At 64.5% G+C, this 24182-nt stretch carries 27 protein-coding genes and 2 tRNA genes; 12 read left to right on the top strand and 17 right to left on the bottom strand.

The annotated features are described in order from the left end of the window. Positions 1 to 18: 18 nt before the first annotated feature. On the bottom strand, positions 19 to 483 hold the full coding sequence (locus tag BGP02_RS07400) for a CreA family protein (RefSeq protein WP_017234632.1): 465 nt from the start codon (positions 481 to 483) through the stop codon (positions 19 to 21). A 190-nt stretch (positions 484 to 673) separates the two neighbouring features. On the opposite strand from BGP02_RS07400, the gene BGP02_RS07395 reads away from it, so the two are divergent. The 4 genes from BGP02_RS07395 (at position 674) to BGP02_RS07380 (ending at position 1935) form a co-directional block, all read left to right on the top strand. After that, a tRNA-Ala gene (locus BGP02_RS07395) sits at positions 674 to 749 on the top strand. Positions 750 to 766: 17 nt separating this feature from the next. Then, positions 767 to 842, top strand: a tRNA-Glu gene (locus BGP02_RS07390). A 264-nt stretch (positions 843 to 1106) separates the two neighbouring features. Beyond that, positions 1107 to 1325 (top strand): hypothetical protein, encoded by a 219-nt coding sequence (locus BGP02_RS07385; protein WP_017234634.1) that lies wholly within the window; start codon positions 1107 to 1109, stop codon positions 1323 to 1325. A 106-nt stretch (positions 1326 to 1431) separates the two neighbouring features. Next, positions 1432 to 1935 (top strand): M48 metallopeptidase family protein, encoded by a 504-nt coding sequence (locus BGP02_RS07380; protein WP_026132079.1) that lies wholly within the window; start codon positions 1432 to 1434, stop codon positions 1933 to 1935. 91 nt (positions 1936 to 2026) lie between these two features. Here the strand turns inward: BGP02_RS07380 and BGP02_RS07375 are convergent, their stop codons facing one another. The 3 genes from BGP02_RS07375 to BGP02_RS07365 form a co-directional block, all read right to left on the bottom strand. Beyond that, complete coding sequence (locus BGP02_RS07375) at positions 2027 to 2566, bottom strand: outer membrane lipoprotein (RefSeq protein ID WP_017234636.1); 540 nt, start codon at positions 2564 to 2566, stop codon at positions 2027 to 2029. 488 nt (positions 2567 to 3054) lie between these two features. Continuing rightward, complete coding sequence (locus tag BGP02_RS07370; RefSeq protein ID WP_017234637.1) at positions 3055 to 3531, bottom strand: CBS domain-containing protein; 477 nt, start codon at positions 3529 to 3531, stop codon at positions 3055 to 3057. Between the two features lie 27 nt (positions 3532 to 3558). Beyond that, positions 3559 to 3825: a hypothetical protein gene (locus BGP02_RS07365; protein ID WP_286798281.1), complete on the bottom strand. Its 267-nt coding sequence runs from the start codon at positions 3823 to 3825 to the stop codon at positions 3559 to 3561. 292 nt (positions 3826 to 4117) lie between these two features. Between BGP02_RS07365 and infA the strand changes: the two genes are divergently transcribed. Continuing rightward, positions 4118 to 4339, top strand: coding sequence for a translation initiation factor IF-1 (gene infA, locus BGP02_RS07360; RefSeq protein WP_017234638.1), 222 nt, complete (start codon positions 4118 to 4120; stop codon positions 4337 to 4339). A 308-nt stretch (positions 4340 to 4647) separates the two neighbouring features. On the opposite strand, the gene BGP02_RS07355 is transcribed toward infA, so the two are convergent. The 3 genes from BGP02_RS07355 to BGP02_RS07345 form a co-directional block, all read right to left on the bottom strand. Beyond that, positions 4648 to 4944: an acylphosphatase gene (locus BGP02_RS07355; protein WP_026132080.1), complete on the bottom strand. Its 297-nt coding sequence runs from the start codon at positions 4942 to 4944 to the stop codon at positions 4648 to 4650. A 114-nt stretch (positions 4945 to 5058) separates the two neighbouring features. Further along, complete coding sequence (locus tag BGP02_RS07350; protein WP_017234640.1) at positions 5059 to 6171, bottom strand: metallophosphoesterase; 1113 nt, start codon at positions 6169 to 6171, stop codon at positions 5059 to 5061. Between the two features lie 187 nt (positions 6172 to 6358). Further along, positions 6359 to 6739 (bottom strand): nucleotide pyrophosphohydrolase, encoded by a 381-nt coding sequence (locus BGP02_RS07345; RefSeq protein ID WP_150563340.1) that lies wholly within the window; start codon positions 6737 to 6739, stop codon positions 6359 to 6361. Between the two features lie 168 nt (positions 6740 to 6907). On the opposite strand from BGP02_RS07345, the gene BGP02_RS07340 reads away from it, so the two are divergent. From BGP02_RS07340 to BGP02_RS07325, 4 genes are all read left to right on the top strand, one after another. Then, the gene (locus tag BGP02_RS07340; protein ID WP_017234642.1) at positions 6908 to 7255 is read left to right on the top strand and encodes a 2Fe-2S iron-sulfur cluster-binding protein; all 348 of its coding nucleotides are present in this window, start codon (positions 6908 to 6910) and stop codon (positions 7253 to 7255) included. Between the two features lie 63 nt (positions 7256 to 7318). Beyond that, on the top strand, positions 7319 to 8986 hold the full coding sequence (ettA, locus tag BGP02_RS07335; RefSeq protein ID WP_017234643.1) for an energy-dependent translational throttle protein EttA: 1668 nt from the start codon (positions 7319 to 7321) through the stop codon (positions 8984 to 8986). A 167-nt stretch (positions 8987 to 9153) separates the two neighbouring features. Continuing rightward, entirely contained in the window at positions 9154 to 9951 is a 798-nt protein-coding gene (locus BGP02_RS07330; protein ID WP_130027320.1) for a 3-hydroxybutyrate dehydrogenase, read from the top strand. Positions 9952 to 10050: 99 nt separating this feature from the next. Next, the gene (locus tag BGP02_RS07325; protein ID WP_017234645.1) at positions 10051 to 11232 is read left to right on the top strand and encodes a DUF3734 domain-containing protein; all 1182 of its coding nucleotides are present in this window, start codon (positions 10051 to 10053) and stop codon (positions 11230 to 11232) included. 117 nt (positions 11233 to 11349) lie between these two features. On the opposite strand, the gene BGP02_RS07320 is transcribed toward BGP02_RS07325, so the two are convergent. The 10 genes from BGP02_RS07320 to hemA all read right to left on the bottom strand — a co-directional run bounded on the left by BGP02_RS07320 (position 11350) and on the right by hemA (position 21636). Continuing rightward, complete coding sequence (locus BGP02_RS07320; protein WP_017234646.1) at positions 11350 to 12975, bottom strand: chemotaxis protein CheW; 1626 nt, start codon at positions 12973 to 12975, stop codon at positions 11350 to 11352. A 17-nt stretch (positions 12976 to 12992) separates the two neighbouring features. Next, positions 12993 to 13499, bottom strand: coding sequence for a chemotaxis protein CheD (locus BGP02_RS07315; protein WP_017234647.1), 507 nt, complete (start codon positions 13497 to 13499; stop codon positions 12993 to 12995). Beyond that, positions 13483 to 14325, bottom strand: a complete 843-nt coding sequence (locus BGP02_RS07310; protein ID WP_017234648.1) for a CheR family methyltransferase — start codon at positions 14323 to 14325, stop codon at positions 13483 to 13485. Before BGP02_RS07310 ends, BGP02_RS07315 begins: the two co-directional genes overlap by 17 nt. Positions 14326 to 14433: 108 nt before the next feature. After that, complete coding sequence (locus BGP02_RS07305; RefSeq protein WP_017234649.1) at positions 14434 to 16131, bottom strand: methyl-accepting chemotaxis protein; 1698 nt, start codon at positions 16129 to 16131, stop codon at positions 14434 to 14436. An 875-nt stretch (positions 16132 to 17006) separates the two neighbouring features. Further along, entirely contained in the window at positions 17007 to 17300 is a 294-nt protein-coding gene (locus BGP02_RS07300) for a hypothetical protein (RefSeq protein ID WP_017234650.1), read from the bottom strand. A gap of 88 nt (positions 17301 to 17388) precedes the next feature. Beyond that, entirely contained in the window at positions 17389 to 18003 is a 615-nt protein-coding gene (locus tag BGP02_RS07295; RefSeq protein WP_017234651.1) for a UbiX family flavin prenyltransferase, read from the bottom strand. 17 nt (positions 18004 to 18020) lie between these two features. Beyond that, positions 18021 to 18335 carry a Grx4 family monothiol glutaredoxin gene (gene grxD / locus BGP02_RS07290; RefSeq protein WP_026132086.1) on the bottom strand — a complete coding sequence of 105 codons (315 nt, stop codon included), beginning with the start codon at positions 18333 to 18335 and terminating at the stop codon, positions 18021 to 18023. An 80-nt stretch (positions 18336 to 18415) separates the two neighbouring features. Continuing rightward, positions 18416 to 19273, bottom strand: coding sequence for a peptide chain release factor N(5)-glutamine methyltransferase (prmC, locus tag BGP02_RS07285; protein WP_261939677.1), 858 nt, complete (start codon positions 19271 to 19273; stop codon positions 18416 to 18418). Then, positions 19273 to 20355: a peptide chain release factor 1 gene (gene prfA / locus BGP02_RS07280; RefSeq protein ID WP_017234654.1), complete on the bottom strand. Its 1083-nt coding sequence runs from the start codon at positions 20353 to 20355 to the stop codon at positions 19273 to 19275. The genes prmC and prfA overlap by 1 nt, the downstream gene beginning before the upstream one ends. Further along, the gene (gene hemA / locus BGP02_RS07275; protein ID WP_017234655.1) at positions 20356 to 21636 is read right to left on the bottom strand and encodes a glutamyl-tRNA reductase; all 1281 of its coding nucleotides are present in this window, start codon (positions 21634 to 21636) and stop codon (positions 20356 to 20358) included. 309 nt (positions 21637 to 21945) lie between these two features. Here hemA and BGP02_RS07270 point away from each other — a divergent pair, with 309 nt between their 5' ends. From BGP02_RS07270 to BGP02_RS07260, 3 genes are all read left to right on the top strand, one after another. After that, entirely contained in the window at positions 21946 to 22200 is a 255-nt protein-coding gene (locus BGP02_RS07270) for a GlsB/YeaQ/YmgE family stress response membrane protein (protein ID WP_017234656.1), read from the top strand. A 21-nt stretch (positions 22201 to 22221) separates the two neighbouring features. Then, complete coding sequence (locus BGP02_RS07265; protein WP_017234657.1) at positions 22222 to 22461, top strand: GlsB/YeaQ/YmgE family stress response membrane protein; 240 nt, start codon at positions 22222 to 22224, stop codon at positions 22459 to 22461. A 209-nt stretch (positions 22462 to 22670) separates the two neighbouring features. Further along, a complete protein-coding gene (locus BGP02_RS07260) occupies positions 22671 to 24170 on the top strand; it encodes an MDR family MFS transporter (protein WP_261939678.1) in 1500 nt (499 codons plus the stop codon). The last annotated feature ends 12 nt before the right edge of the window (positions 24171 to 24182 follow it).

Genomic DNA, 24182 nt, shown 5'->3' with positions numbered 1-24182 from the left:
AGCCGCCGAGCGGGGCATTCACTTCATCGGGATCGGCGTTGCGCGATCCACGGGAACGGCGGTCACGCTGTTCTGCGGGGAGCCGTCGATGAGCTTGTCGGAGTAGGTGAGATAGACGAGTGTGTTGCGCGCCTTGTCGACCATGCGCACGATGCGCAGCTTCTTGAAGAGCGGAGACAGGCCTTCCGAGAAGACTTCTTCCTTCTTGGGCAGTGTCCCTTCGAACGACACCGGCCCGACCGAACGACAGGCAATCGAGGCTTCCGCCTTGTCTTCCGCAAGCCCGACCAGGCCTTTGAGTCCACCGGTTTTTGCGCGCGACACGTAACAGGTCACGCCATGTACCTTCGGATCGTCGTAGGCATCGACGACAATCTTGTGATCCGGCCCCACGAGCTTGAACGCGGTATCGACGTCGCCGATCTTCTCGGCATGCGCCCAACTCGTGGCGACCATTAGTGCCAGGGCGGCGGCTTTCTTCATGAGAATGTCTTCCGTCAGGAGTCTACGGCGGCTGCGACCGCATCCGCCACGCGTCGCCCGAGTCGGGCGCCGTGCGGCCGATTCTACCCGCGTCGCGCGATCTTCAACATCCTGCCAGGGCGCCTGCCGTGCTGGGGTCGAGCAGTTGCCGGTCGCGATCAAATGCGCTATAGTCACGCCTCTTCGCGCGGGGGGTATAGCTCAGCTGGGAGAGCGCTTGCATGGCATGCAAGAGGTCAGCGGTTCGATCCCGCTTACCTCCACCAAACGAATGACGGTTTACGTCCCCTTCGTCTAGAGGCCTAGGACATCACCCTTTCACGGTGAGTACAGGGGTTCGAATCCCCTAGGGGACGCCATCTCACGGCAGCGGTGTGACATCGACACATCGACGCCCGCCGGCGTCAGATTCGGCAAATCGCATCATGAAGCCGGCTGTCTTTCACGACATCCGGCTTCTTGCGTTTACGGACGGTCTTTCGCGAAGGGCGGCAAGATGGCGACGTGCGCCGCCGTGTGCGGCAGGCCGCGGCCGTTGCCCGGTGTCAGGGGATCAGCGGGCGTTGCCGGTACAATACCGGCTTTGCGCACGCCATGTCGACGCGCGCCGTGGTGAATTCCTCATGAGCAAACCTGCCCTCACTCTCAAGTTCAAGTGCACCCAGTGCGCCAAGCCGGTCACGTTGTATCTGCAGAAGACGACCGCGTGTTCGCACATCACGCCGTATCAGGGCTGGTGCAAGTGCGGTCAGTTGATGCGTCATGCCACGGGCGACAAGAGCGCAGTGGCGTCGTTCGTCGACTCGATGGACCCGCTATGGTCGCATCACCATCACCATTGAGCGCTGCGCCCCGCATTGTGCGTGCCGCCAGTGCGGCCCGAGCCGGCGGGGTGTGCCACCCATGACATCCGTGCTCACGCCGTGGCGTCCCGCGCCGAAGGACCCCATGCGCTTCATTGCGGCCTATCCGGCGGGCGTGCTGGCACAAGTGCGCGAACTGATCGACGCGGGCCAGCTGGCCGCGCATCTTGACCGGCGCTATCCCGAGCGCCACACCGTGCAGACGGACCGCGCGCTGTACGACTTCACGGCGCAAATCAAACAGGACTACTTGCGCAGCGCACCGCCCATCCACAAAGTCGCTTACGACGCCAGGATCGACGTCGTGCATCATGCGCTGGGGCTGCACACGGCGATTTCGCGGGTGCAGGGTGGAAAGCTCAAGGCCAAGAAGGAGATTCGGGTCGCCTCATTGTTCCGCGAAGCCCCGCCCGAGTTTCTGCGCATGATCGTCGTGCACGAACTCGCGCACCTCAAGGAAAGCGACCACAACAAGGCCTTCTATCGCCTGTGCGAGTTTATGGAGCCTCGGTACCGTCAACTCGAGTTCGATACACGGCTGTTTCTCGTTCGGCGCGAGATCGAGGCGGCCTCACCCGCTGACGATTGAGCATTGCGCGCGGGTCAAACGACAACGCCCGCCGGCATGACACCGGCGGGCGTTGTTTTTGGCGATTGCCGTTGCTATAACGCGCGAGCGATCAGTACGGATACACCATATCGTTCGCGACGGCGGCCCGCTGGCCCTGCTGAACGCGCAGCGGCGGCGCTTGCGTGACCGTCGCGACGCGACCGTCGTCCAGGCGCACGGTAATGCGGTACAGCACGTTCGGCTGACCCATGCCGTTCTCGATGCGATTCCCGGCGATGGCGCCGATCACGGCACCCCCGATGGTGGTCGCAGTGCGCCCACGCCCGCCGCCCATCGTATTGCCGAGCAGGCCGCCCGCCGCGCCGCCGAGCACCGTCCCGAGGATGTTCGGGCTGTTATTGGCGCCGTTCACTTGCTCGATCGATTCGACGCGGCCATACAGTGCTCCCGGAATCTGCTGCTGTTGCGGCTGCTGATACCCCTGTTGGTAGCCCGGCTGCTGCTGATAGCCCTGTTGATACCCCGGTTGCTGATAGCCCTGCTGGTATCCCTGTTGCTGATACCCATACTGCGGGCCCGGTGCAACGCAACCGGCCAGCATGAGGGCGGCCAGTGCCGCGCTGATTCCCGTAAGTGTCTTGATGTTCATTTTGGTTCGTCCTCGTGAGCGTGAGGTAAATGCGCCATCACCGACGTTCGCGGTGACACTGCGCACCCTGTGGTGAGTCTATTGCGACCACGACGCGGAATGTAGGGTTCCGCAGACCTTTGTGCTGTAAGAAAAGGTAAGCGTTTGTAATGGCGTGGCGCGTACCGCGACGACGGTTTCAGGCGCATTGTCGCCCTTTCGGGGCGCCCATCGATTATCGTCTCGCCAGACGAGGCATGCGGGCATGTTCTGCACATGCGTCACGAAAAGTGGGAACTTACTAACGATTTACGATTTGAGCGCTGTTTGAGGTCGTTATCCAACAGGGGGGGCGGCCGCTCCTGACCGCCGAGGCGACGATGCCACGGGCCTGCCCGTGAGCGGGCGGGGGCGTCAGGCGGGCGGGTGCCGACATTTTGAGGCGCGACCCGAAAAAAGCGCCTCGAATGAGGCGCTGTATCCCTGATTGCGCTGCCGTGATCGTCAGGTCAGCTCGGCCGCGACGGTGTGCGGCCCGCCAGCGCGGCGCCACCTCCCATGATGTAATTCTCCAACTGGTCGATGGTGAACTGCTGTTCAGTGATGATCGCCTTGACCAGGTCGCCGATGGAAAGCAGGCCCATCAGTTCGCCGTCTTTCATGACAGGCAGGTGACGAATGCGATGTTCTGTCATCAGCGACATGCATTCGTCGTTGGTCTGCTCGGGGCCGACGTAACGCACGGCTGAGGTCATGACGTCGCGCACCGGGGTATTGACTGAGGTGCGCCCCATGAGGGCGACTTTTCGCGCGTAATCGCGCTCGGTGAAGATGCCGACGATCGTGTGATCGTCTTCGCTGACCAGCACCGCCCCGATGCGTGCTTCGGCCATCAGGGTCAAGGCATCGAGTACCGAATCGGACGGGCGCACCTTGTACACCGTGTCGACCGATTTGGACTTCAGGATCTGAGCGACTGTTTTCATGGTCATCCTCCTGCGGGCTGCGGGTACTTACAGCATAGTTGAGGGCGGACCGCGCGTCATGTTCGCGTTGTCCCCGAGTGAATCCGCGCGCGGCAGACCCGCGCGGGCGCCACGACCGGCCACTTTTTGTGCATTGCGGAACTCAGCGGTGGCCGGGGCCCTCCAGATTGTTGCCCGAATGCCATTTTTTTCCCACGAGCAACGTAGAAAGGCGTATCCTAGCGGGATCGGCGAAAATTCGTCGATCATCGCCTGACGATCGCGAAAAGCTTTATCGGCGTCGCTGACAACCATGTCTTGCGAGCCGGATCACTCGCTGTGCCGATGGCGCAGACCCCACGGTCTTCGCCCTCCCGACACACACTGCTCGTCATTGTGGCACTGCCGCAATGTGCCTTGCTCCTTCGAACCATCGCCGCGTTTCGGTGCACCGCCATGCTGTCATGGCCAGTCCACCGGGTAGGCTCCTTTTGGCGTTCGATGTGCACCCGGTCACCGCCAGGGTGCGGCGACGGTATTGGCGAACGAACCTTCAGTAACATCGGTGCTGCGCTCTCGCGAGCGGTACCCTCAAGAGGACACGATATTGGCCAAGGAAGAACTGATCGAATTCAGCGGACACGTTTCGGATGTATTGCCGGACAATCGCTTTCGCGTCACGCTCGAAAACGGCGTGGTAGTGATGGCATATGCGAGCGGCCGTATGCAGAAGAACCGCATCCGCATTCTCGCGGGTGACCGCGTGACGCTGGAAATGTCGCCCTATGACCTGAGCAAGGGCCGCATCAACTATCGTCACAAGAATTAAGTCAGCGAAAACGTCTGGCTTTTGCGCGTCGCAAGGCATCGCCTCGACGCGCACGGAAGCGATGCGCGGCGACCCGACGGTCGGTCGCTGCCCATCACTTCGCATTTTCTGCCGAATTTCCCCTCGCGTTTCCCTTCACATTCCCCCTCGGATTTCCCCTCCCGAGTTGTTGCCCGGATAGTCCCCGTATTGCTCGCAGAACGTGCTGCCTGAGCGGCCGCCCGAGCGTCTGCCATTCGCACCCGCCCGACGTCAGCGAGGCATAGGCGAGGCATAGGCGAGGCCGGCGGTGCGCGGGTGTCGTGCTGTCAGAGTTGCTCGAAGCGGTCGAATCGGCGGCCCGTGTATTCCACTTCGCTTTCGAAAGCCGTCACGCGCGCGCCAGGCGGGCCGTGCCGCATCCATTCGAGCATTTTGTCGACTTGATCGGGCGTGCCTTGCACCAGCGCGAGAATGTCGCCCTCGGGCAGTGCCTGCACCCAACCGCGCACGCCAATCAGGTGCCCTTCGCGCACGGCCGCCTGCCGGTACCCCACGCCTTGAATCTTGCCGCGCAAACGCACGGCAACGGTTTCTAGCGTGGAACTGGGTGAGAGTGACTTCATGGCGGCGAGCAGCGGAAAAAGCAACGACAAGGATTCGAAAGACGAGCCTTCAGGGAAGCGGCGATTGTAGCGCCATCGTTTGACGCTTGCCCGCCCGGTTGTCCGTGCGCGCGCTCAGTCCTTGCCCGTGACCAGCCGCAGACGCGTGATCTCCGACGGGGCGCCGAAGCGCTTGGGTGGCCCCCAGTAGCCCGTCCCCCGACTGACGTAGATGGCCAGCCGGCCGAGCCGGTGCAGGCCATGCACGTAAGGCTGTTGCAGCGGCACGAAGTACATCCACGGCCAGAACTGCCCGCCGTGCGTGTGTCCCGAGAGTTGCAGGTCGAAGCCGGCTTCCTGCGCCGCCGGCGCGCTGCGTGGCTGATGCGCGAGCAACACACGCGGCACGCCTTCGGGGGCTCCGGCCACGGCCGCGAGCGGGTCGCTCGACTTTTCCGGGTCGAAATGGTGCGCGGTGAAGTCGGTCACGCCCGCCACAGTCAGCGACGCGCCTTCGTGAGCGAGCACCACGTGTTCGTTTTCGAGCACCGTCAGGCCGATGCGCCGCAATTCTTCGACCCAGGCCGGCGCACCCGAGTAGTACTCGTGGTTGCCGGTACACACGTAGGTGCCGTGGCGCGAGGCAAGCTGCGCGAGCGGTGCGATATGCTCGCGCAAGGCGGGCACCCCACCGTCGACCAGGTCGCCGGTAATGGCGATGAGATCGGGCGAGAGGTCGTTGGCCGCCTCGACGATGGCCTCGATATAGCTGCGGCGAATCGTGGAACTCACATGAATGTCGCTCAACTGCACGATCGTGAATCCGTGGAGTTCGGGCGGCAGGTTGGCGATGGGTACGTCCACGTCGACCACGCGCGCGAGGCGTCGTGCATTGTAGAAGCCCAGCAACGTGGCGATGGCGGTGAGCATCAGCACGATCACCGCCGAGCGGACGACGAGTTGCGCGTCGAGTGCCGAGATGAGCATCGCCACGCCGAGCACGACGTCGCGCAGCACCGTGAGCACGAACAGTGTCGAGAAGATGCCGATGGCCGTCATGCCGGTCCAGGTCAGCAGCGTCGCGAGCGGCTCCCGTTGGATCGCGCGGCTCATCAGACCGAGCGGAATGAGCGCGACCGAGGCGGCGAGCCACAGTCCGCCCACCACCTTCCAGCCGACGGCGACCGGTAACGGCGTAAGCAAACGCCAGCCAATGTAAGCATGCAACAGCGCGATGAGCGCGAGCATCAACCAGCGCGGACGCGCGGGCAGGGTGCGCCGTGGCGATTTACCGTGCGCGTGGGCGGCGTCTGGCGAGGGGCGGGATGCGGTTGAAGCGTGTGGGGTTTGCGACATGGCGTTGACTGTTCGAAATTCGGGGGCGGACGAGCTCACTATCGGGGCGCGCGTCGCAATCGCAAGGGCGGCAGACGAATTACGCAGGCGGTGCCGGGTATTTCTGCGCGTTCATGACGAGCTTGTCTGCCACGGCGCGGTTCAGGTCGACACCAAGGACCGATGACAATCGCACGAGATACATGGCGATATCGGCCAGTTCCTGCTCGACGTGTCGGGCTTCGGTCGTCTGCATGACGGTCTGGGCTTCGGCGTCGGTCTGCCACTGGAAGATTTCGACCAGTTCCGCCACTTCGACGGACAACGCCATCGCGAGGTTCTTGGGCGTGTGGTACTGCTGCCAGTGTCGCGCATCGGCGAACGCCTGCAGAGCCGTTTCCAGTCCGGCCGTCTCGATGAGACGCGCGTGGGGGGCGTCGACGTTACCTTGTGCAGAAGCTTCGTTCAGAGCAGCGGTCATGGGGTGCGAAGTTCGGAGAAGGTCCAGAGGCGACCCACTGGCAGCCGGCGGGCCGACGGCGGACTGGGCAAACGCGACAAAAAGCTGTGCGAACGGAGTATGGTAGCGCGTTGGCGCTGGATGCGCCGTGCACCATCCTCGTTCCTGTCCCTCCCGAGCTCGTCACCCTTGGACCGTTTCACGCCCGACCCCGCGCCATCCGACGCAAAGCCCGAGCCGGTCTCCTGCCGCGTCACGCTCGTGCCGTCGGGCTGGCACTTCGACGCCCCGGCCGATACGCCGATTCTGCTCGCGGCGCAATCCGCCGGCATCAAGCTGCCGAGCCTGTGCCGCAACGGCACCTGCCGCGCCTGTCTCTGCCGGGCCCAGACCGGCGGCGAGCCCGCCCCGGTGGCTTACCGCATCGCGTGGCCCGGGCTGTCGCGCGAGGAGAAAACCGACGGATGGCTGCTGCCGTGCTGCGCCTATGCCCGTGCTGACCTCGTCATCGACGCGCCCGACGCCACGCTTTGTTAAACTTGGCGCTATCTGACGCTCGCCCCCGAGCCGACATAACCGATTCAGGATCAGGAAAGCCGAATGGCACAGTACGTATTCAGCATGAACCGCGTGGGCAAGATCGTGCCGCCCAAGCGTCACATTCTCAAGGACATCTCCCTGTCGTTCTTCCCGGGCGCCAAGATCGGCGTGCTGGGCCTGAACGGTTCGGGCAAATCGACCCTGCTCAGGATCATGGCCGGCGTCGACAAGGAGATCGAGGGCGAAGCGGTCCCGATGCCGAACCTGAACATCGGTTATCTGCCGCAGGAGCCGCAACTCGATCCGGAGCAGACCGTGCGTGAAGCCGTTGAAGGCGGCATGGGCGAAGTCTTCGAGGCCCGCACGAAGCTCGACGAAATCTACGCCGCCTACGCCGAACCGGACGCCGACTTCGACGCGCTCGCCGCCGAGCAGGCCAAGTACGAAGCGATTCTCGCCGCGAGCGACGGCAACAACATCGAACAAACGCTGGAAGTGGCCGCCGACGCGCTGCGTCTGCCGCCGTGGGACGCCAGGATCGGCGTGCTCTCCGGCGGCGAGAAGCGCCGCGTGGCATTGGCACGTCTGCTGCTCTCGAAGCCCGACATGCTGCTGCTCGACGAACCGACCAACCACCTGGACGCCGAATCGGTCGATTGGCTCGAACAATTCCTCACGCGCTTCCCGGGCACTGTGGTGGCCGTCACCCACGATCGCTACTTCCTCGACAATGCCGCCGAGTGGATTCTCGAACTCGACCGCGGGCAAGGCATTCCCTGGAAGGGCAACTACAGCTCCTGGCTCGACCAGAAGGAGCAGCGCCTGAAGCAGGAAGAGGCAACCGAGTCGGCGCGTCAGAAGGCGCTGCACAAGGAACTGGAGTGGGTACGTCAAAACCCGAAGGGCCGTCAGGCGAAGTCGAAGGCGCGTCTCGCCCGGTTCGACGAACTGAATAGCCAGGAATACCAGAAGCGCAACGAAACCCAGGAAATCTTCATCCCGGTGGGTGAGCGTCTGGGCAACGAAGTCGTCGAGTTCAAGCACGTGTCGAAGGCGTTCGGCGACCGTCTGCTGATCGACGACCTGAGCTTTAACGTGCCGCCGGGCGCTATCGTCGGCATCATCGGCCCGAACGGCGCCGGTAAATCGACCTTCTTCAAGATGCTGACGGGCCGCGAGCAGCCGGACAGCGGCGAGATCAAGATCGGGCCGACGGTCAAGATGGCCTATGTCGACCAGAGCCGCGACGCGCTCGATGGCAGCAAGACCGTGTTCGAAGAGATCGCGGGCGGTGCCGACATGCTGACGGTGGGCAAGTATCAAACGCCGTCGCGCGCCTACATCGGGCGCTTCAACTTCAAGGGCTCTGACCAGCAGAAGCAGGTCGGGTCGCTCTCGGGCGGTGAGCGCGGGCGCCTGCACATGGCCAAGACGCTGATTTCCGGCGGCAACGTATTGCTGCTCGATGAACCGTCGAACGATCTGGACGTCGAAACCCTGCGCGCACTCGAGGACGCCCTGCTCGAGTTCGCCGGGTGCGTGATGGTCATCTCGCACGACCGCTGGTTCCTCGATCGTATCGCCACGCATATTTTGGCCTTCGAAGGCGACTCGCACGTCGAGTTCTTCCCGGGCAACTATCAGGAATACGAGGCGGACAAGAAGAAGCGCCTTGGCGAGGAGGGCGCAAAACCGACGCGAATCCGCTACAAGCCGATCGCGCGGTAAGGCACGAGAGGGCGCCGCAAGGCGCCTTTTCTGTTTGAACGACGGTTCGGCCGAGCGCATGACAAGTGCGTGGCAGTAGGCCGGCTGTCATTACCCGTGTTCGACGTGCCATGCCGGCGCCCGGTGCGCCGCATGACCCGCCATTTTGACGAATCAGGAGTGTGCAAATGAGCCAGTCAGTGAATCAGTTGAATGGGAAAGTCGCCGTGGTGACCGGTGCCGCCAGCGGCATCGGCCGCGAAATTGCGCTCACGCTCGCGCGTGCCGGTGCGGCCGTGGCCATTGCCGATCTGAACCAGCAGGGCGCGGACGCCGTGGCGCAAGAAATCGAGGCCGCCGGTGGCCGCGCCATTGGCGTGGCGATGGACGTGACCAGCGAAGAGGCGGTGAACAGCGGCATCGACAAGGTGGCGGCGACCTTCGGGTCGGTCGACATCCTGATCTCGAACGCGGGCATTCAGATCGTCAATCCCATCGAGAACTATTCGTTCGCCGATTGGAAGAAGATGCAGGCGATTCACGTGGACGGTGCCTTTCTCACGACCAAGGCGGCGCTCAAGCATATGTACAAGGACGACCGCGGCGGCATCGTCATTTACATGGGCTCGGTGCATTCGCACGAGGCGTCGCCGCTGAAGTCGGCCTACGTGGCGGCCAAGCACGCGTTGTTGGGGCTCGCGCGCGTGCTCGCGAAGGAAGGCGCGAAGCACAACGTGCGCTCGCACGTCATCTGCCCTGGCTTCGTGCGCACGCCGCTCGTCGACAAGCAGATTCCGGAGCAGGCCAAGGAATTGGGGATTTCGGAAGACGAGGTCATCAAGAAGGTCATGCTCGGCGGTACGGTCGATGGCGTATTCACCACGGTCGACGACGTTGCGCAAACCGCGCTCTTCCTCGCCACATTCCCGACGGCCGCATTCACCGGCCAGTCGTTCGTGGTGAGCCACGGCTGGTTCATGCAGTAACGCGCGGACGGTGCGGGGGGCGCCGGCCGCGTCACGCGCCGGCGCCGTCCCGTTCGGTCGCGCCTCGATTCAGCCTCAGAAAGCTTCAGGAGAACGGTCATGACGGCCAACCCGCCGAAAGTCCCCAAACGTGCCATCGACCTCCCGCCTTACGAGACGGTCGCGCTCGTCTTGCAGGGCGGTGGTGCGCTCGGGGCCTATCAGGCAGGCGTATACGCCGGTCTGTTCGAGGCCGGCATCGCGCCGAACTGGATTGCCGGCATTTCCATCGGGGCGCTCAATACCGCGATCATCGCGGGCAATCCCCCCGAGCGTCGTGTGGCACAGCTCGAAGCGTTCTGGCGCACGATCTGCGAGCCCGCTGTTTTCCCGCCGTTGCCGGCACCGCTGGAGGCGGCCATCCTCAATGGCCCCGAGACGGGACGCATCGCCTACAGCGCATGGCAGGCATGGCGCGCCGTCGCCGAAGGCCAGAAGGGCTTCTTCACGCCACGCTGGCCGCAGCCGTTGCCCGCGGCGATGGGCGACCCGGCGCACGCAAGCTACTACGACACCTCGGCGCTGCGCGGCACGCTGGAGCGTTTCGTCGACTTCGACCGAATCAATGCATGCGAGACGCGCGTGTCCGTGGGCGCCGTCAATGTGCAAACGGGCAATTTCGTCTACTTCGACAACACGCGTGAAAAGCTGCGCGCGGAGCATTTCATGGCATCGGGGGCCTTGCCGCCGGGGTTTCCCGCCGTGGAGATCGACGGACAGTATTTCTGGGACGGCGGCCTTGTGTCGAATACGCCGCTCTCGGAAGTGCTCGGCACGTCGCCGCGCCGCGACACGCTCGCGTTCCAGGTGGATCTGTGGAGTGCGCGCGGGCCACTGCCTGACAATCTGAACGATGTCGCGGGCCGCCAGAAGGACATCCAGTTTTCGAGCCGTACGCGCTTGGTGACCGACAACCTGCAGCGCGCCCAGCACTATCGTCGCGTGTTGCGCGAAGTGCTCGAGCGTGTGCCGGCCGACGTTCGCGCGCACGACCCGTGGTGCCACGCGGCGCAGGAGATCGCTTGCAGCAAGCGCTATAACGTCATCCAGCTCATCTATCGCAACAAGGAAAACGAGGGGCACTACAAGGACTATCAGTTCGGGCTCGCGACCATGCTCGATCACTGGGCAAGCGGACTCGACGACGTGCGCCGCACGCTCACGCATGCCGACTGGCTGTCCATGCCCGACGACACCTCGGGCTTCGTCACGCACGACATCCATCGTCACGAAGTCGTCTGACCCGTCGTTAACGGGCCTCATCCCGTTCGAACTACCCCTGTGGCGTGCCCCCCGACACGCCACAGGGCCCCGCGACCGGCTCGTGCGAATCGCCGGCACTTCGTTGAACCGATCCGCTCACACCGCCGACTGCGCAAGCGCCGTCGCCATCCGCTGCTTGAGCGGTTGCAGATCGAGCAGCATGGCCGTGCGCGCGGTGCCGTCTGCGGCGGGCAGCTCGACGGCTTCGCGCATGTCGTTGCGCATTTCGTGCGTGGCGCGTCCGAGCAGCATGGCGGGCACCGGCAGCTTGTCCGCCTCGTCGAGCGTGACGATGTTCTCGATGGCGTCGACGAGCAGCCCGAGCTTGTCCTTTCCATGTTCGATGACGAGAATCTTGCGCGCCTGCGCATCGTCCGGGGGCGGCATGCCATACAGCGTGCGCAGATCGACGATGGCGACCAGTTCGCGTCGCAAATTGAGCATGCCGCGTACAAAGGGCGGTGCGCCCGGCGCGGGCATGATGTCCGCCGAGTCGTGAATGATCTCGCGCAACTGATCGAGACGCACGGCCAGCATGTGTTGCAGACGGAACGACACATACGCGTGGCGTGTGCCGCGTGACGACCTGGCCCCGGTGCCGCGCCATGCCGAATCGCCTGGCGTCGCGCGCTGTGCGCTGTCCGTCTCCCGGTATAGCTCGCGATGGCCGCGCGTGAGCTCGAGCACCTGCGAATGCGTGAAGAGTTCGTCGGCGTTGAGCAGCACGATGTCGTCGGCTTGCTCGCGCGCGATGCAGCCCGAGAAGAGCTGCGCGTGCGAGGCGCTGAAGGACGGCATGGCGAGCAACTCGTCGGCGAAGTACGTCACGATGCTGTCAACGGCGTCCACCAGCAGACCGAAATGCACGTCTTCCTGCTTGACGATCAGAATCCGTCGCGGGTCCGACGCCGTGCCCGCGATTTCGGGCTCGGGGCGGCAAGGGTGCAGGCCGAGGAAGTGAGCGAAGTCGATGACCGGCACGACAGTGCCGCGCAGATTGAGCATGCCGACGCAAAACACGCTGGCGAGCGCCGAATTCTGCAAGTCGGGAATACGGATGATTTCGCGAATCGCACTCATCGGCAGCGCCAGACGCGATTGCTCGACCGTGAACGACACGCATTGCAGGCGCTGACGCTGCTGGCGGCGCTGTGGCGCGCTCAGCGCCTGACGCGCGAGCAATTGCGGCATGTTCTCTATGCGCACGAGGGCACGCGGCGCGAGAATCTGCAGGATGCGGTCGCCGTCGTCGAGCTTGATGGCGCCGCAGACGACCTGCGGCGCCGTGTGCGACGGGGCGTATTCGAACCCGGTGCGCTGCGATGCGCGCACGCGCAGAATCTCGCTCGTGGTGTCGAACAGCAATCCCACCCGTACGCCCTCGACGTCGACAATCGCGATCTTCTCGCTCGCGGGTGCTGGCCTGTCCGGCGCGTCGGCGACCATTGCCAGCAGCGGCTTGAGATCGACGATGGGAATGAGCGTGCCGCGCAGGTTGAACAGGCCAAGCAGAAAGGGCGGCGAAAGCGGCACGGGCGTGACGCGCGCCGGGTAGTTCACCACCTCTTGCAATGCCGCGATGGGCAGCGCGAATTCCACGTCGCCCAGATGAAACGAGCCGAAGACTTCGACGTCGTCCGGCGTTGAAGCGCGCGGCAGCACCGTGGTGTCGGCGACGGCGTCGCGCTGCGGGAGCGGAAATTCTGGTGTCGGTGCATTCATGATGGGGGTCCCGGGCGTCAGAGAGCGGGCGAGGTCGGTGCCGCCGCCGCCCCATGGGTACCGATCGTGCGCACATGAAAAGTGTGGTGCGCGCAGTGGATCGTCAGTTGCCGACCGATTTCGCCGCCGACCTCGACGTGCACGATCGGAATGCCGGTCTCGGCCATCAGGGACTGTGCCATCGCGGCGTTCGCCACGCCGATCAGCCCGTGCCGGGCGGGCGGCTGGTGCGGCATCATGTTGCCGCCGCCCGCGATCACCGCCTCGATTTCGCTGCGGCGTGCGCGGTCCGCCCGCATCAGCGCGAGGAGCGACGGCACGGCTTGCGTGACGTACTTCGCCCCGATAGCGAAGGTAGGGTTCGGCGCCTCGGGCAACAGGCAGTGCGCGAGGCCGTAGAGTCCGCGCGCGCGCCACATCAGACCGATACCCACGCACGAGCCGAGGGTAGCGCGCAGCACGTCTTCGCCGCGCCCGATGCGCACCTCGCCCATCAACACCTGGATGTCATGCGACGGCCCCATTCGATGCCCCCTGGTTCCGGTAAATGAGCGGTTGCTCAAACTGGTAGCCGGTCGAGAGCCGCGTCAGCGACTCCGATTCCCCGACAATCAACACGCCATCGGGGGTCAGCGTGTGGCGTACGTTCTCGAGAACGCGTTCCTGATCGGCGGATTCGAAATAGATCAGTACATTGCGCAGCATGACGAGATCGAACGCGTCGCGACGTGGCATGCGCTGGTACAGGTTGTGCTCGGCGAACGTGATGTGCGCTCGCAGTTCGGGGGCGACGGTGAAGCCGCCGGCGCCCGGGCGGAAGTACTTTGCGAGCATGGCCGGACGCTGCTGCTTGAGCCCGTCGATGCTGCGCCCGCTGAAGTTGCCGGCCATGGCCACCGCCAGCACCTGGCTCGAAATATCGGTGGCGTGAATCTGGTACTGAAAGCCGCTGTGCCGCGCGCGGAATTCCTCGCAGAGCATCGCGGCAGAGTAGGACTCCTCGCCGGAAGACGCAGCTGCGGACCACATCCGGAACATCCGGCCGGGATTCGCGGCATGCCAGCGCGGCAGGTAGTGTTGCGCGAAATAATCCCAGACGCGCGGCGTGCGAAAAAACGTGGTCTCGTTCGTCGTGACCAGGTTCACGAAGTTGCGCACTTCGTCGGGCGTGTTCTCGAGCAGCGCCAGATAGTCGCGGTAGCTGCACAGCGAGAGCGTGCGCAGACGCGGGCGAAGGCGGCCCTGCAACATCGTCCACTTCTTCTCGTTCATCGAGATGCCGGTGTGCCGGTGGACAGCGCGCAGAAGCGCCTGCTGGGTACCGGGATCGGCGTCGGCTTCGATTTCCATATCGGCCCCTCGTGGCGGACGTGTGATCCGGCGCGGTACGAACGACCGCAACCGGGAGATCCCGGCGAACCGCCCGGGCCGATGCCCGTGGTGTTCGCCGGATGGGGCTTACACCTTGAATCGCGACACGGTCTGGTCGAGGTCTTGCGCACCGTGGTTGAGTCCGGTGGTCGCCTGCGCGATGGTCTCGCAGGCGCCCGCGGATTTTTCCGTCTCTTCCGCCACGTGCTGAATGGCAAGGCTCACTTCGCGAGCGGCAACGAGTTGCTCTTCCGCCGCGCAAGAGATTTCGGAGATCGCCTGCGTGGTACGCGATACGCCGCCGACGATCTTCTCGAACGCCTCACCTGCCTGTCGCGACACGTCGCTACCCTGCGCCACGCGCTTGGTCGACTCGTTGATCAGCTTGGAGATTTCCTTGGTCGCCTGCGACGAGCGCTCGGCGAGCTTGCGCACTTCGTCGGCCACGACCGAGAAGCCGAGGCCGTGTTCGCCGGCGCGAGCCGCCTCGATGGCCGCATTGAACGCGAGCAGATTGGTTTGCCCGGCGATCTCGCCGATCACTTTCACGATCTCGCTGATGTCTTCCGACGACTTGTTGATCAGCTCCATGGCTTCGACCGACCGCGCGATCGCACGGGCGCCGGTTTCGGCTTCCTGTTGCGTTGCCTTGGCGAGCTGGTCGGCACCCTTGGTGTTGTCCGCAATCGAGTTGATCGATGCCGTCAGCTCCTCGATCGACGCGTTCATTTCCTCTACCGTAGCACCGAGCGCTTGTGCGCCGGTGGCGACGGTATTGGCACGGTCGGCGATATCGCGCGAGGCGCCCGAGAACTCGCCCGCCGATTTGACCACCTTGCCGATCACCCCGCGCAAGTCGTCCATCATGTGGCGAATGCCGTCGGCCAACTGGTCGATGGGGTCGTTGCCCGCCACGGCGATCTCGCCCGTGAGGTCGCCCGCCGCCGCGCGATTGACCGTGTCGAGCAGCAGCGCCACCTTGCGCTGGTCGTCTTCGGCGCGGCGCTTCACGCTCGCTTCCAGTTCGACCTGCTGGGTGATATCGGTGGCGAACTTCACAACCTTGTAGGGGCGGCCGCTCGCGTCGAGGATCGGGTTGTAAGTCGCCTGGATCCAGACTTCCCGCCCGCCGCGCCCGATGCGCTTGTAGCGGCCCGCGTCGAACTCGCCACGATTGAGCTTCCCCCAGAAATCGCGATAGGTCGGCGACGCGGCGTAGTCCGCCTCGCAGAACATGCGATGGTGTTTGCCGCGAATCTCGTCGAGCGAGTAGCCGAGCGTGTTCAGAAAGTTGTCGTTGGCGGCGATGACCGTGCCGTCGAGGTTGAATTCGATGACGGCCTGGGCGAGGTCCATGGCGCGCACCTTACCTTCGAATTCGGCCTGGCGTGCGCGATCCGCCGTGATGTCCGTGGCGAACTTGATGACCTTGTACGCGGTGCCATGGGCGTCGAACACCGGGTTGTACGACGCGCGGATCCACACCTCGCGGCCGCCTTTGCCGATGCGCTTGTATTCGCCGGCGTCGAGCTCGCCGCGGCCCAGCTTGGCCCAGAAGTCGCGGTACGCACCGGACGCCACGTAGTCGGACTCGCAGAAGATGCGGTGATGCTGCCCCCGTATTTCGTCGAGTTGGTATCCGACGGTCTGCAGGAAATTCTCGTTGGCGTGCAGGATCTGACCCTGCAAATCGAACTCAATGACGGCCTGCACGCGATTGAGCGCCGCGCTGACGGCCTGTAGTTCCTGTTGTTCCATCTGTAAATCAGGCGTGGCGATTTCCATGACGTTCTCCCTTGATACGCTTGCCCCGGCGCGTGTCGTGCGGCCGTCACGAAAGGGATGCTGCGCTAACGCTGCGTTGGCGTGCAGTCCTCTATAGACGCGATTACGACAGGGAAGGCGGCAACTTGAGATCGGGCCTACCCGCATGGCGTTTGTTGCCGCGAACGGTGAATTCCGTCGAAAGCCGCGCCAAATAAGACGCTCACGATAAAGCAACCGTGTGAGAAGTCGACGCGCTTATGTCGTCGATACATTTCAAACGCTCAAATGAAGTGGAATTCGGAGGAGGCTTGCACAGTGGGCGATGCAGGCAAGGCGCGCGACCCGGTGTTGGGCTTCCGGAGGCATGCAGGGCGGAGGATCGGGAAAAAGCCCTCCTCCCGCGTCTGAAACGGGAGGAGGGGTAGACGCAAAGTCGCTCTCTTCGGGGCATTTGAAAGAGCGACCTTCAATCTTCAAGCAAGCCTCGTGCCAGATGCGCCGACACTGGAAACCCGCGTCGCTATTGATGCGTGGGGGGACGCAGTGGGGCGATGTTACGGTGTCCGGTCTGATCTGTTACGTAACAAAGTGCGACGCGTTCGCCGTTTTGGCAACCTTCGCTTACACGGCTTACAGACGTGTGATGGGATTCCTGCCAGCGCGGCGATATAAAGAAGGCGAGCAGAGTCACGTTTCCCCTTCCAGGAGTCAGATCATGAAGTTAGTCGTTGCTGCGCTACTCGCCGTCACGCTTGCCGGGTGCGTTGTCGTGCCGGCCCAACCGTATTACGGCGGGGGCTACGGCCATCGGTGCTGTTATCGCTATTGATCGATGACGCGATTCACGAATGACAAAAATGAAGCCCCGCCGGTTCGACCTTGCGGGGCTTTTTCTATCGTCGCTCGTGATCACGCGGGGCGAGGAAGCTCGCGGGGCGGCGTGGGCGGCGCGACGATGCTGCGAAGTACGAAGGGCGCCGCAAGTCCTGCGTGTCGTTCGGTGAGCGCCAGTAGGGCGTGCGCGGTGTGCCGAGCAGGTCGCCTGGACGATGGGGCGACAGCGGGGGCACCGACGCGGGCCAGACCATCTGACGCCAACGGGCACCGGCAGGCACTACGAGAATCAGCAGGACGAAAACGAGCGTCACGACGGCATAGACGACAACAGGCGAGAGGTGGGTCTCCATCACAAACTCCAGTCGCAAAGATGTCACGCCACGGGAATGCGATTCGGCAGGCAGCGCGTGGCGCTTTCACTATAGGCCATGGCGGCGCTCACCGATCCTGAGCGTCGGTCTCCCTGCCCAGGCCGCTCCAGCTCGTGGCGACGGGGGGCGCGATCCCGAACAGATCGATCACGCGTGCAACCGTGTCGTCGACCATCGCGTCGAGCGATGCGGGGTGGTTGTAGAACGCGGGAAGGGGCGGGTAGACGATGCCCCCCATTTCCGTGACCGCCGTCATATTGCGCAGATGCGCGAGGTTGAAGGGCGTTTCGCGCACCATCAGCACGAGGCGGCGCCGCTCCTTGAGCGTGACGTCGGCGGCGCGTGCGATCAGGTTGTCCGACAGCCCGTGGGCAACGCTCGCGAGCGTTTTCATCGAGCAGGGGGCCACGACCATGCCCGCCGTGGCGAACGAGCCGCTGGCGAGGTTGGCGCCGACTTCGCGCACGCTGTGATACGCATCGGCCAGTGCCTGCACGTCGGCGCGTTCCAGGCCCAGTTCGTGGCGCAATGTCAGCCAGCCCGCACTCGACACCATCAGGTGGGTTTCGACGCCACCCATCGCGCGCAGTCGCTTCAGCAGGCGCACGCCATAGACGGCACCGGTCGCGCCGGTGATGGCAACGACCAGACGCGTGGGCTGCGAGGCTCCCGTCGACACCATCGTCAATCAGTGGCGTATTACGCCAGGTCGGCGAGGACCTGCTTGAGTTCGCCGCTCTGGTACATCTCCATCATGATGTCCGAGCCGCCGACGAATTCGCCGTTGATGTAGAGCTGCGGGATGGTCGGCCAGTTGGCGAATTCCTTCACGCCTTGACGGATCTCCTCGTCTTGCAGCACGTCCACGGTGAACAGGTTGTCGACGCCGCATGCCTTCAGGATCTGCACGGCACGGCCCGAGAAGCCGCACATCGGGAATTGCGCGTTGCCCTTCATGAAGAGCACGACAGGATGTTCGGTGACGATTTGCTGGATACGTTGCTGGGTGGTCATGGTGGAAAGCCCGTGGAGATACCGGAAAGTCGGCGTATCCGGCATTTTAGCGGTTTTCCGCCGCGTCCGTCGGTGCGCGCTCAGACGCGCCACCCCCCCGTGGTGCGCTCGATACCCGCGAGATCGCGTTCGGAGGTGACGTCGGCCAAGCCTGCTGCTCGACAAAGCGCGCGTACGTCGGCGGCCTGATGGTAGCCGTGCTCGCAGAGCAGCCAGCTGTTCGGCAGCAGGCGCGACGGCGCACCGGCCACGATCGTGCGCAGGGCGGCGAGACCGTCCGCGTGATCGGTCAGCGCATCGACCGGTTCGAAGCGCAGATCGCCTTGCGAGAGATGCGCGTCGTCCGACACGATATACGGCGGATTCGAGACGATGATGTCGAATGGCGCGGCATTGCCCGGCAATGCGGCATACCAATCGCTGGCGAGGAAGGTGACGGAGGCCGCTAGCCCAAGCTGCCGGGCGTTTTCGCGGGCGACGTCGAGCGCGTCGGCCGAGCGGTCGAGCGCCGTGACGTGGGCGTCGGGGCGGCAATGCGCAATGGCCAGCGCAATTGCGCCGCTGCCGGTGCCCAGATCGAGCACGCGCGGCTCCGGCCGGCCTTCCAGACGCGCCAGCGCCAGTTCGACGAGCAGTTCGGTTTCGGGGCGGGGAATCAGCACGGACGCGCTGACCGTCAGCGTCAGGCCGAAGAATTCGCGTGTGCCGGTCAGGTACGCGATGGGTTCGCCCGCCACGCGACGCGCATGCAGCGCACGGTAGACAGCGAGCGTTTCGGGCGCCAGCGGCTCGCGGTCGCGGGTGATCAGCTGCGTGCGGGACCAGCCCAGCACGTGCGAGAGCAGGATGCGCGACTCCATCGGCGGCAATCCCGGCTCGCGCAGCAGCGAGGCCACCGTGGCGACGTCGTGCCCGGCGTCGGGCGCACCCAGCGACATCAGGCGGCCTCGCCCAGCGACGCCAACTGCTCGGCCTGATGCTCGGTGACGAGCGCGTTGATCATGTCGTCGAGATCGCCGTCCATGATGTATTCGAGCTTGTAGAGCGTGAGATTGATGCGGTGATCCGTCATCCGCCCCTGCGGGAAGTTGTACGTTCGAATGCGTTCCGAGCGGTCGCCCGAACCGATCAGGCTCTTGCGCGTGGCGGCTTCCTTGGCTTGCTGGGCGCGCAGTTGGGCGTCCTTGATGCGCGCCGCGAGTACCTTGAGCGCCTTGTCCTTGTTGCGGTGCTGCGAGCGATCGTCCTGGCATTCGACGACGATGCCCGTGGGCAAGTGCGTGATGCGCACCGCCGAGTCCGTCTTGTTGACGTGCTGGCCGCCGGCACCCGACGCGCGGAACGTGTCGATACGGATGTCGGCCGGGTTGATGTCGACGTCGGCGACGTCATCGGCTTCCGGCATCACGGCCACCGTGCAGGCGGACGTGTGAATGCGGCCCTGCGTTTCGGTGGCCGGTACCCGCTGCACGCGATGGCCGCCCGACTCGAACTTGAGGCGGGAATAGGCCCCCTGACCGATCAGCCGAACGATGACTTCCTTGTAGCCGCCCAGATCGGATTCGCTGGCCGACATGATCTCGACCTGCCAGCGGTGGCGCTCCGCATAGCGCGTGTACATGCGCAGCAGATCGCCGGCGAACAGCGCCGATTCGTCGCCGCCGGTGCCCGCGCGGATTTCGAGGAAGATGTTGCGTTCGTCGTTGGGGTCGCGCGGCAGCAGCATGCGCTGCAGCGAGGCTTCCATGTCGTCCATGCGTGCCCGGGCGCTGGCGGCTTCGTCGTCCGCAAAGTCGCGCATCTCGGGGTCGAGCGCCATCTCCTGGGCCGCGGCGACATCGCTCTGGGCCTGGCGGTAGTGACGATACTGCTCGACGACGGGCGCCAACTCGGCATGTTCGCGCGTGAGCTTGCGATAGTTGTCCAGATCGCGCGTGACGTCGCCCTGGCTCAATAGGCCGTCAAGCTCGACCAGACGTTGCGTCAACTGGTCGAGCTTGGCTTGCATGCTCGCTTTCATCTATTTGTCGGCGTTTCCCGAGGTGCGGAACAGTTCGGGAATGAGGTGAAGGATTTGCTCGCGCGAATCGCCGCGCGCCGTGTTCAGCGCGTGCGTCGGGCCGTGCAGGAATTTCTTGGTGAGGGACTGGGACAGCGCTTCGAGCACGGCGGCGGGGTCGTCGCCGCGCGCGAGCATGCGCTGGGCACGCTCGAGTTCGGCGAGGCGCATGGCCTCGGCCGTGCCGTGGATGTCGCGGATGACCGGCACGACGCTGCGGGCGTCGAGCCATTGCATGAAATGCTGAACGCGCGTCTCGATGATGGCCTCGGCCTGCGCGACCGCTGCCTGACGCAGCGCATTGCCTTCGCGCACGACCGCGCCGAGATCGTCGACGGTGTATAGGAAGATATCGGTCAGACGGCCGACTTCCGGCTCGATGTCGCGCGGCACCGCCAGATCGACCATGAACATCGGCTTGTGCTTGCGGGCCTTGATGGCGCGCTCGACAGCGCCCAGACCGATCAGCGGCAACGTGCTCGCCGTGCACGACACCACGATGTCGAATTCATGCAGGCGCTGAGGCAGCTCGGACAGGCGGATGGCCGAGCCGCCCAGCCGCTCGGCGAGCTTCTCGCCGCGCTCGGCGGTCCGGTTGGCGATGTACAGGGCTTTCGGGTTCTGCGCGGCGAAGTGCGTGGCGCACAGGTCGATCATCTCGCCCGCGCCAATGAACAGCACCTTCTGCGTGCTGATGCTTTCGAAAATGCGCTGGGCGAGTCGCACCGCGGCGGCCGCCATCGAGACCGAATGCGCGCCGATCTCGGTCTGACCACGCACTTCCTTCGCCACCGCGAACGTGCGCTGGAAAAGCTGGTTGAGATAGGTGCCCAGTGCGCCCGCCTCGGCGGCGGTGCGCACGGCGTCCTTCAACTGGCCGAGGATCTGCGTCTCGCCCAGCACCATCGAGTCCAGCCCGCTCGCCACGCGAAACGCGTGACGCACGGCGTCGGATTGCGGCAGGGCGTACAGATGCGGCGCCAGATCGCTGGCCGGAATGTTGTGAAATTCGGACAGCCAGTGCACCGCGCGCTCGCGGGCCGCGGCGTCATCGGTGACGCAGTAGATTTCCGTGCGGTTGCACGTCGACAGGATGGCGGCCTCGGGGGCGCTCGACCTGCCCGTCCACAGCCCCTTGAGCCCCGCCAGTGCCGGCTCGATCCGCTCGAACGGAAACGCCACCCGTTCGCGCAGCGAGACGGGCGCCGTGTGGTGGTTCAGGCCGAGAGCGAGCAGTTGCATGATATGGGGGATCTAATAACCGCTGATTATAGCGCGTCGACGTGATGCCCGTTTCGGAGGCGCCACGCGCCCCGCGCGCTGGGACAGCGATGTGCCATGATCGCGCAGCCGCCCGATTTTGACAAATACGTGTCGCTTATACCCGGCATATCGTTGGTTTTCGGTCCCGGGCCCCCCGGGAGGCCTATTGCCGGCGTGCCTTGCCTCCGCGTGCGACCGGCGGTGGCGGGCGGATGTCGCGACACGCTTGCCGAATCGTCCGATTTCGGGGCTATACTGCGTTCGGGTTCCCATCCTTGGAGAGACGTCATGGGCATCATCGGCACTATCGTTGTCGGTCTGGTCGTCGGTCTCATTGCACGCGCCCTGCATCCCGGAAGGGACAGCATGGGCATCATCGTCACCATCATCCTCGGCATCGGCGGCGCGCTGCTCGCCAAATATGTCGGACAGTTCCTCCATCTCTACACCGAAGGCCAGTCGGCCGGTTGGATCGCATCGGTCATCGGGGCCATCGTGCTGCTGGTGATTTACGGCGCCATCAAGCGCAGCCGCGCCGCCTGACATGGCACCCCGGAGCCGCTCATGAACATTCTCGTGCTCTTGCTTGTGGGGTTGGTGGCCGGTTGGCTCGCCGGCCTCGTCGTGGGCGGCGGCTACGGCATTATTGGCGACATGGTCGTCGGCGTGATCGGCGCGTTCGTCGGCGGCTGGCTGCTGCGACACTTGGGCATTGCCGTCGGATATGGCACGCTCGGGCGCATCATCACGGCGACTATCGGCGCCATCGTGCTGCTTGCTCTGCTGCGTCTGGTGCGACGATAGGCCGCACTTGGCGGGTGTCGTACGCATTTTCCCGTGTTCAGCTATCCTTGACGCCATCGCCTGGCCCAAGTCGTCTTGACGACGCGTGCGGCATTGCCGCCACGTTTGATCCCGCCTTCCGCCATCCGGCGTGACCGCCGCGCCCGACAGGGGGGCGGCGGTCACGCCTCGCAAGTCGCTTCGCCCGATCCCCCACATCAAAAGAACACATGTCTGCGACACGCCCTTCCATGCGGCCATTCATCGTGGCATCCGTCATGGCGGCGACCTCCATGGTTGCCATCGAGGCCACGATTATTTCGACGGCCATGCCGCAAATCGTCGCCCAGCTTGGGGGGCTGTCCCTATATAGCTGGGTTTTCTCCGCCTTTTTGCTGGCGCAGACGGCCATGACCGTGGTGTTCGGCAAACTGGCCGATCTCTACGGCCGCAAGCCGGTCATGCTCGTGGGTATCGCCGTGTTTCTGGTGGCCTCGCTTGGCGGCGGACTCGCCTGGTCGATGCCGGCGATGATCGTCTTCCGCCTGTTGCAGGGCGTGGGGGCGGCGTGCATCCAGCCGGTCAGCCTGACCATCATCGCCGACTACTACCCGACCAGCGAGCGCGGCAAGGTGCAGGGTTACCTGGCGAGCGTGTGGGCCATCTCGGCCGTGCTCGGTCCGATGCTTGGCGGCATCATCATTCGTGACCTGTCGTGGTCGTGGATTTTCTGGATCAACATCCCTATCGGCCTGTTGGCCGCGGCGGGCTTCGTCGCTTATCTGCACGAGGCTGCGCCGCGCCAGCGGCCGAGCATCGACGCGCTGGGGGCCGTGTTCTTTGCGATTGCCGTGGCGGCACTGATGATCGCGCTCACCGATGCGAACGCCTTCTCCGACACGCACGTCTGGGGTGGGGGGCTGGTGTGCGCCGTCGCGGCGCTGCTGTTCGTCTGGCAGGAGCGGCGTGCTCCGGACCCGATGATTTCGTTCGCGCTGTGGAAGCGCCGGCCGATTGCGGCGGCGAATGCGGCGACGCTGCTCTCGGGCATGGTGCTTATGGGGTTGACGACCTTCCTGCCGATGTACGCGCAGGGGGTATTGCGTCAGACGCCGGTCGTGGCGGGCATGGCGCTCACGATGATCATGGTCGGCTGGCCGATCGGTTCGACGTTCGCCGCGAAAACCTTCACGCGCTACGGCTTGCGCCGCATTCTCGTGGGCGGCAGCCTGCTGATGCCGGTGGGCGGGATTGTCTTTGCGCTGCTCGGGCCGAACAGTTCGCCGCTGCTTGCCGGGTTCGGTTCGTTCCTGATGGGATTTTCGATGGGCACGGGCAGCGTAAGCGCGCTCGTGCTGATTCAGGAGCTAGTCGATCCGTCGCAGCGCGGCAGCGCCACGGCGTCGAACATCTTCTCGCGGAATCTGGGCAGCACGCTCGGCGCGACGCTTTTCGGCGCCGTGCTCAACTTCGGGTTGACGCAATCGAGCGGGCTGGCGCCCGTCACCTCCGATCAGTTGCGGCACGTGCTGGAAGACCGGGGCGTGTCGACGCTGGCGGACCAGGCGATTCGCGCGGTGCTGCAACATTCGCTGCACCTCACGTTCCTGTCGATCCTGGTGATCTCGATCGGTGTCGTGGTGTTGCTGCTGTTGGTGCCGACCAACGCCGTCGACCGTTCGCGCGATACGCCGCGGGACAAGCCAGAGTTCGTGCCTGGCAGTCATTGATCGACGTGGCGG

The organism is Pandoraea sp. 64-18 (assembly GCF_001899225.1).
Lineage (GTDB): Bacteria > Pseudomonadota > Gammaproteobacteria > Burkholderiales > Burkholderiaceae > Pandoraea > Pandoraea cepalis.
The sequence above is the reverse complement of the archived record's forward strand: the minus strand, read 5'-3'. Positions and strand labels throughout refer to the sequence as shown.

Bases quoted from the DNA above. Each gene is read 5' to 3' on its own strand.
- BGP02_RS07265 (WP_017234657.1), top strand. From the start codon at position 22,222: ATGAACATTCTCGTGCTCTTGCTTGTGGGGTTGGTGGCCGGTTGGCTC.
- BGP02_RS07270 (WP_017234656.1), top strand. From the start codon at position 21,946: ATGGGCATCATCGGCACTATCGTTGTCGGTCTGGTCGTCGGTCTCATT.
- BGP02_RS07400 (WP_017234632.1), bottom strand. From the start codon at position 483: ATGAAGAAAGCCGCCGCCCTGGCACTAATGGTCGCCACGAGTTGGGCG.
- BGP02_RS07355 (WP_026132080.1), bottom strand. From the start codon at position 4,944: ATGAAGTCACTCTCACCCAGTTCCACGCTAGAAACCGTTGCCGTGCGT.
- BGP02_RS07315 (WP_017234647.1), bottom strand. From the start codon at position 13,499: ATGGGGCCGTCGCATGACATCCAGGTGTTGATGGGCGAGGTGCGCATC.
- BGP02_RS07305 (WP_017234649.1), bottom strand. From the start codon at position 16,131: ATGGAAATCGCCACGCCTGATTTACAGATGGAACAACAGGAACTACAG.
- BGP02_RS07385 (WP_017234634.1), top strand. From the start codon at position 1,107: ATGAGCAAACCTGCCCTCACTCTCAAGTTCAAGTGCACCCAGTGCGCC.
- BGP02_RS07325 (WP_017234645.1), top strand. From the start codon at position 10,051: ATGACGGCCAACCCGCCGAAAGTCCCCAAACGTGCCATCGACCTCCCG.
- BGP02_RS07260 (WP_261939678.1), top strand. From the start codon at position 22,671: ATGTCTGCGACACGCCCTTCCATGCGGCCATTCATCGTGGCATCCGTC.
- ettA (WP_017234643.1), top strand. From the start codon at position 7,319: ATGGCACAGTACGTATTCAGCATGAACCGCGTGGGCAAGATCGTGCCG.
- hemA (WP_017234655.1), bottom strand. From the start codon at position 21,636: ATGCAACTGCTCGCTCTCGGCCTGAACCACCACACGGCGCCCGTCTCG.
- prmC (WP_261939677.1), bottom strand. From the start codon at position 19,273: ATGTCGCTGGGTGCGCCCGACGCCGGGCACGACGTCGCCACGGTGGCC.
- BGP02_RS07370 (WP_017234637.1), bottom strand. From the start codon at position 3,531: ATGAAAACAGTCGCTCAGATCCTGAAGTCCAAATCGGTCGACACGGTG.
- BGP02_RS07310 (WP_017234648.1), bottom strand. From the start codon at position 14,325: ATGGAAATCGAAGCCGACGCCGATCCCGGTACCCAGCAGGCGCTTCTG.
- BGP02_RS07365 (WP_286798281.1), bottom strand. From the start codon at position 3,825: ATGGTTGTCAGCGACGCCGATAAAGCTTTTCGCGATCGTCAGGCGATG.
- BGP02_RS07330 (WP_130027320.1), top strand. From the start codon at position 9,154: ATGAGCCAGTCAGTGAATCAGTTGAATGGGAAAGTCGCCGTGGTGACC.
- grxD (WP_026132086.1), bottom strand. From the start codon at position 18,335: ATGACCACCCAGCAACGTATCCAGCAAATCGTCACCGAACATCCTGTC.
- BGP02_RS07320 (WP_017234646.1), bottom strand. From the start codon at position 12,975: ATGAATGCACCGACACCAGAATTTCCGCTCCCGCAGCGCGACGCCGTC.
- prfA (WP_017234654.1), bottom strand. From the start codon at position 20,355: ATGAAAGCGAGCATGCAAGCCAAGCTCGACCAGTTGACGCAACGTCTG.
- BGP02_RS07380 (WP_026132079.1), top strand. From the start codon at position 1,432: ATGCGCTTCATTGCGGCCTATCCGGCGGGCGTGCTGGCACAAGTGCGC.
- BGP02_RS07345 (WP_150563340.1), bottom strand. From the start codon at position 6,739: ATGACCGCTGCTCTGAACGAAGCTTCTGCACAAGGTAACGTCGACGCC.
- BGP02_RS07375 (WP_017234636.1), bottom strand. From the start codon at position 2,566: ATGAACATCAAGACACTTACGGGAATCAGCGCGGCACTGGCCGCCCTC.
- BGP02_RS07295 (WP_017234651.1), bottom strand. From the start codon at position 18,003: ATGGTGTCGACGGGAGCCTCGCAGCCCACGCGTCTGGTCGTTGCCATC.
- BGP02_RS07300 (WP_017234650.1), bottom strand. From the start codon at position 17,300: ATGGAGACCCACCTCTCGCCTGTTGTCGTCTATGCCGTCGTGACGCTC.
- BGP02_RS07350 (WP_017234640.1), bottom strand. From the start codon at position 6,171: ATGCTCGCGCTCATCGCGCTGTTGCATGCTTACATTGGCTGGCGTTTG.